A 6,352-nucleotide genomic window follows, 5' to 3' on the forward strand; every position below is an offset into this window, starting at 1 on the left:
CTATTTGGAATATACTTGTAAGTATCAAATTATTTCACTGTATGAGGACATCCGCACCAAACTTATCCAGTCCGGTGTTAATGAAATGCAGAGAATAAAAGACAAAATTGGTATGTTCCACGAAATTTAGGGAGAAAACTGAGCAAGTAGGAAGGCGGAATATATATGAAACAAGATACTTTAGAGGGCAAAGCAAAAACAAAAAATGGGGTAAAACGGCTGTGTTTTTCCATAATCTGCATTCTTCTGGAAGTGATTTTTATTATTACTATCGTAACACGCTTGAATGAATATGCAGAAGTCATAAATTTATTTACAAGGATTTTGAGTGGGATCTTGGTTTTGGGATTGTACGCATCAAATAAGACATCCTCTATGAAAATGCCTTGGGTCATCTTAATTCTAATTTTCCCAATTATGGGTGTAGGCCTGTATTTGTTGATTGGTTTGAATGGTGGCACACATAAAATGCGTGAGCGGTATGCAGAAATTGATAGCAAATTGTTACCAATGCTTCCGGACAGTCAGGAGTGTTTGAGCAGAATAAAAGAAACAATTCCGAAAGCAGGAAATATAGCAAGTTACATACAAAGAAATTCGCAGTATCCAATCTATCAGAATACGGATATTGTGTATTTTGATGAAGCAGTGAAAGGATTAGAGGCACAGCTTAAGGATTTGGAGAAAGCACAAAAGTTTATCTTTATGGAATATCATGCGATAGAAGACGCTGAAGCATGGCATAAGATTCAAGATGTTCTGGAAGAGCGAGTAAAAGCAGGTGTGGAAGTTAGAGTATTCTACGATGATATGGGTTCTATAGGCTTTATTAACACAGATTTTGTGAAAAAAATGGAGACAATAGGAATTCATTGCCGTGTATTCAATCCGTTTATGCCAGGTTTAAATCTGTTTTTGAACAATCGTGATCATAGAAAAATAACAGTTATTGATGGAAAAGTCGGATTTACAGGTGGATATAATCTAGCAAACGAATATTTTAATTACACACACCCGTATGGACAGTGGAAAGATACAGGTATTCGTTTAGAAGGAGATGCTGTTCAGTCGCTTACAGTGACATTTTTAGAAATGTGGAATGCTGTTAGTGAAAAAGCTACGAATGATACTGATTTTAGTAAATACATTATTCATTACGATTATAAAGCACAGCAAACAGGTTTTGTTCAGCCTTATGCAGACAGTCCTATGGATAATGAGCAGGTCGGAGAAGAAGTTTATATCAGTATGATAAATAAAGCTGAAAAATATTGTTGGTTTATGACTCCATATCTAATCATAACAGATGAAATGACGCATGCGTTATGTCTGGCTGCTAAGCGAGGGGTAGACGTAAGAATTATCACACCTGGTATCCCTGATAAAAAATTCATTTATAATGTAACTCGTTCTTTTTATCATGGATTAGTTAAACATGGTGTTCGTGTTTATGAGTGGACTCCTGGTTTCTGTCATGCAAAAATGAGTGTGGCAGATGACTGTATGGCAACTTGTGGAACAATTAATTTGGATTATCGAAGTTTATATCACCATTTTGAAAACGGCTGTTTTATGGCAGATTGTCAGGCAGTTGTGGAAATAAAAAATGATCTGATAAGAACGATGGGAGAATGTCGTGATGTGACAGACCAATATCAAACCGGACGAAGTGCATATTTGCGACTGGGACAATTATTTATGAGATTATTTGCTGGATTGCTATAAGAATCTGATGAAACGACCTTTCAAAAAACAGTTGATTTAGAAGTTAACTGTTTTTGAAAGGCCGTTTTTGCTATATCTAACAGTCTGTTGTACAAAGAAGATTTTGCATGGATGAAAAAACAAACCTTGTTGAGGTTAAATTGAGTTTTCTATTGTATTGTATTGCTAATGAATAAGAATAAGAAATAAAAAGGAATCAGGTGATGTACAATGAAAAAGCATAAAATATGTAAAATCCTTCTTGTTATACTGGCAATTTTTTTATGTGTGGCTTTTTATGAATTGCTCGGAATCTGCGTTGCATATAAAAAGCAGCCGGAAGTGTCCAATACAACCAAAAAAGAAACAAAAAATGGGTCATGGAACAAATGCAGTGAAAATACAGAACGGGCAGTAATCATAGAAAAGAATCCAGAAGCGCTTTTACAAAGAGTGCGTTTGATCAAGAATGCAAAAAAGGAAATTATTCTTTCTACTTTTGCATTTCAATCCGATGAAAGTGGAAAATTGATCTTAGGAGCACTGCATGATGCGGCAGACAGAGGTGTACATATTCGTCTGTTAGTAGATGGAATGGAGAGCTGGATTGATATGGAAGGAAATCCGTATTTCTATGGATTATCTTCCCATGAGAATGTTGAAATTAAACTGTATAATAAGGCCAATCCGTTGAAACCGTGGAAAATGATGGGTAGAATGCATGATAAATATTTGATTGCAGATGGAAAGAGATATATTCTTGGGGGAAGAAATACATACAATTATTTCCTGGGTGATTTTCCGGGACATAAGAACTATGACAGAGACGTGTTAGTGGTTTGCGATGAACCTGAGAAAGAAAATTCAGTTAACCAGTTGTTAGAGTATTTTGAAACGATATGGGAACAAGAAGACAGTGATTATTTTCATGACAATAAAAAACTGGCAAATAGAAAATCTGTAAAGAACGCAGTTTTAGAGCTGCAGAACGGCTATCAGAAATATTTTGAAGAGAATAAGGAAAGAATCTGCGATACCGATTACACGGACGAAACTTTTGAGACAGAAAAGATTGCATTAGTGTCAAATCCTATTCACACAGGTTCCAAAGAACCAGTAGTGTGGTATCAGTTGGGAGAATTGATGAAAAATGCAAAAAATCGTGTGAAGATCCACACGCCATATATTATCTGTAATGATATGATGTATAATACATGGGAGGAGATTGCAGAGAACGTTTCAGATTTTTCTATCATGACAAATTCAGTTGCGAATAATGGGAATCCATTTGGGGCTGCCGATTATGCGAAAAACAGAAATAGAATCTTAAGTACAGGAATTAATATCTGGGAATATGAAGGCGGTTATTCATACCACGGAAAAAGTATTCTGATTGACGATGATCTGTCTGTAATCGGTTCCTTTAATATGGACATGAGAAGTGCATATCTGGATACGGAACTGATGCTTGTAATTCGCAGTAAAGATATTAATAAACAGTTGGAAGAGGGCATGATGGACTATGAAAGAGTGTCCCGCCAGGTATTGGAAGATGGAACCTATCGTGATCCATATCATGTAGAGCCAATCGAATTAACAAAGAAACGTCAGAGAAAAATATTTTTGGTACAGCATCTGCTTGGATGGGCAAGGTATCTGTTTTAATAAGGAGGAAGGAAAACGTGTTTCAAATATTGATTGTAGAAGATGATAAAGAATTAAGCCAGCTATTCCAAAAAGTGCTTGAGAAGAATGGATATCAAGTCAAAAGTGCATCGGATGGAGCACAGGCATTAGAAGTATTGGTTAAGGAATATATTGATCTGATCATTTCTGATATTATGATGCCGGTTATGGATGGTTATGAACTGGTGTCGGAACTCCGTTCAGCAGGATATCAGATACCTGTACTTATGATCACTGCGAAAGGTTCCTTTGATGATATGCGCCAGGGATTTCTTTCGGGAAGTGACGATTATATGGTAAAACCGGTAAATGTGAATGAAATGGTTTTAAGAGTCGGAGCACTGCTTCGCCGTGCACAGATACTGAATGAACACAAAATTGTGATCGGTTCAACAGAGTTTGATTATGATGCAATGACGGTTACAACTGATAAGGAAAGTCTTGTTTTGCCTAAAAAAGAATTCCTGCTTTTATATAAGCTTGCAGCTTCGCCAGGCAGAATATTTACAAAACAACAGTTGATGGATGAAGTATGGGGATACGAGACGGAGGCAGACCCACATACGATAGAGGTACATATAGGAAGAATCAGGGAGCGTTTGAAAGATAACCCTGATTTTGAAATCGTAACAATGCGTGGAATTGGATACAAGGTGGTGAAAAAATAATGGAACAAAAGAAAGAAAAAGGATTGCGGATCCGATCCTGTCTGACTGGTGCAATCTGGCTGGCACTTGTATTTTCAACAGTCATATCTGCGTTATTATTTGCTTTTTTGAATCATTTTTTTAATCTGCCGGGCAGCATACCTGTGCTTGGCTGGCTTTTGATTTTCAATACATTGATTGCAGGGCTGATCACTTCCTTTATTAATGCAAAGTTACTGGAACCAATTACAAGACTTAGTAAAGCAATGAAGGAAGTTTCTCGGGGAGATTTTGAACAGCATTTGGAAACGAACAGCCGTATAGCAGAAGTTGGAGAATCATATCAAAGTTTTAACGTTATGACAAAAGAACTTCGTGCAACAGAGGTGCTGCAGATGGATTTTGTATCTGATGTTTCTCATGAGTTTAAGACCCCGATTAATGCCATTGAAGGATATACAATGCTGCTTCAGGGAGAAGAACTGTCTCCGGATCAAGAGGAATATGTAGAAAAAATCTTATTTAACACCCAAAGACTTTCCGGATTAGTTGGTAATATTTTGCTGTTATCCAAGTTAGAGAATCAGAATATACCAATGAAAAAAACAGAATATCGTCTGGATGAACAGATCCGCCAGGCAGTTCTTTCATTGGAAACAAAATGGACAGAAAAAGAAATTGGTTTTCAGGTAGAATTGGAGGAAGTTAAATATACTGCGAATGAAGGACTTTTTATGCATATCTGGATAAATCTTTTAGATAATGCGATTAAGTTCAGCCCTTCAAAGGGGACAATTACGATGTTTCTGAAACAAGAACAGGATTCTGTTAAGTTCATTCTGGAAGATGAAGGACCAGGAATAGAGGATGATGTAAAATCCAGAATATTTGACAAGTTCTATCAGGTAGATGGATCTCATAAAGCAGAAGGAAATGGCCTAGGTCTTGCACTTGTAAAACGGATTGTAGATAGTGCCGGAGGAACAATCAAAGCAGAAAACCGTGAATATGGTGGATGCAGATTTGTTATAGAGCTGCCAAAGCAGAAAGATGAGATTATCTAGTTTTAAGATAAATTAGAAGATGGGAGGATTTATATGACATTTTATCAGGAGTTGCAGTTAAATCAGGCAGGTTCTAAAAACCTGTTGAAAAAGAGTGAAACACTAAAAGAAAAACTATATCATATGTGGGTATATCTGGTGAAGATAGCTGCTACAATGGCATTTTGTTTTTTCTTTGTTAGTATTTTCAGCATCCTATTTGGAAATGAGAACAGCATTGTAGGTGTAGTAGTCTTATTATGTCTCATGGTGTTTAGGAATGCGGATCTGGGGATCCACACCGGACAATCTACGATGCTTTTGGCTTTGTTCTTTGTAATTATGACTGTATGTCCGCATTTAGCAAATCAGTTTTCACCGGTATTGGGAATGCTGTTAAATATTGCGGCACTGGCTGTGTTGATTCTGTTCGGATGCCATAATCCATCCATGTTTAATCAATCTACATTGGTTCTTGGGTATCTGCTGCTATATGGTTATGATGTTACGGGAAAAAGCTATCAGATGCGATTAGTCGGAATGGCTTTAGGTGCAGCACTTACCTGCTTCGTATTTTATCGAAATCATAAAAACAGAACTTATAAAAGAAATCTGAAAGATCTGATACAAGAATTTGATATCACTTCTTCCAGAACAAAATGGCAGATATGTCAGATTTTATGCGTACCGATTGTCCTTTGCATTGCAGAACTTTGTAATATGCCACGTGCAATGTGGGCTGGTATTGCGGCCATGTCCGTGATTTTGCCGTCTATGGAAGATATGCACTACAGAGTCCGTAAAAGGATTGTCGGAAATATTGCAGGTGTTATATGTTTTACAGTATTATATTTTCTGCTTCCTTCGTCAATCTATGCATATATAGGAATTCTTGGTGGAATCGGTGTAGGATTTTCAGCACAATATGGCTGGCAGGCAGTATTTAACACATTTGGTGCTTTAGCCATTGCTGCAAAGACATATGGACTACAAGGAGCGGTTAGTCTTAGAGTGAGTCAAAATGTTTTTGGTGTTGTGTTTGCTTTAGCATTTTGTGTTATATTTTATTGGTTTATGCCTAAAAAAAAGGAAAGTGAGGTGACCGTACATGCAGAGTGAAGTGAATCAGGAAGAAAATTTGAATACCACTGATTTTGACGAGCACTTCGCTAAAATTTCGTCCTATATTGTAGATACATTGCACGGCGTTCCACTTGAGATGACCGAGGATGAAAAAGAACAATTTCGCATACAGGTTATTTCAAATCAGTA

Annotated in this window: 5 protein-coding genes; all 5 read left to right on the forward strand. The window is 36.9% G+C overall.

Going from position 1 to position 6,352, the window contains the following annotated elements; all coding sequences use genetic code 11:
* The first annotated feature begins 165 nt into the window (after positions 1-165).
* The 5 genes from cls (at position 166) to WMO17_RS10130 (ending at position 6,199) form a co-directional block, all read left to right on the forward strand.
* Positions 166-1,725 (forward strand): cardiolipin synthase, encoded by a 1,560-nt coding sequence (gene cls, locus WMO17_RS10110; RefSeq protein WP_005921174.1) that lies wholly within the window; start codon positions 166-168, stop codon positions 1,723-1,725.
* A gap of 210 nt (positions 1,726-1,935) precedes the next feature.
* Positions 1,936-3,369 carry a phospholipase D family protein gene (locus tag WMO17_RS10115; protein WP_349138003.1) on the forward strand — a complete coding sequence of 478 codons (1,434 nt, stop codon included), beginning with the start codon at positions 1,936-1,938 and terminating at the stop codon, positions 3,367-3,369.
* Positions 3,348-4,058: a response regulator transcription factor gene (locus tag WMO17_RS10120; protein WP_005946428.1), complete on the forward strand. Its 711-nt coding sequence runs from the start codon at positions 3,348-3,350 to the stop codon at positions 4,056-4,058. The genes WMO17_RS10115 and WMO17_RS10120 overlap by 22 nt, the downstream gene beginning before the upstream one ends.
* On the forward strand, positions 4,058-5,101 hold the full coding sequence (locus tag WMO17_RS10125) for a HAMP domain-containing sensor histidine kinase (protein WP_005929825.1): 1,044 nt from the start codon (positions 4,058-4,060) through the stop codon (positions 5,099-5,101). The genes WMO17_RS10120 and WMO17_RS10125 overlap by 1 nt, the downstream gene beginning before the upstream one ends.
* A gap of 33 nt (positions 5,102-5,134) precedes the next feature.
* Positions 5,135-6,199: an FUSC family protein gene (locus WMO17_RS10130; RefSeq protein WP_337679509.1), complete on the forward strand. Its 1,065-nt coding sequence runs from the start codon at positions 5,135-5,137 to the stop codon at positions 6,197-6,199.
* The last annotated feature ends 153 nt before the right edge of the window (positions 6,200-6,352 follow it).

Source organism: Faecalibacterium faecis, from assembly GCF_040096475.1.
Lineage (GTDB): Bacteria > Bacillota > Clostridia > Oscillospirales > Ruminococcaceae > Faecalibacterium > Faecalibacterium taiwanense.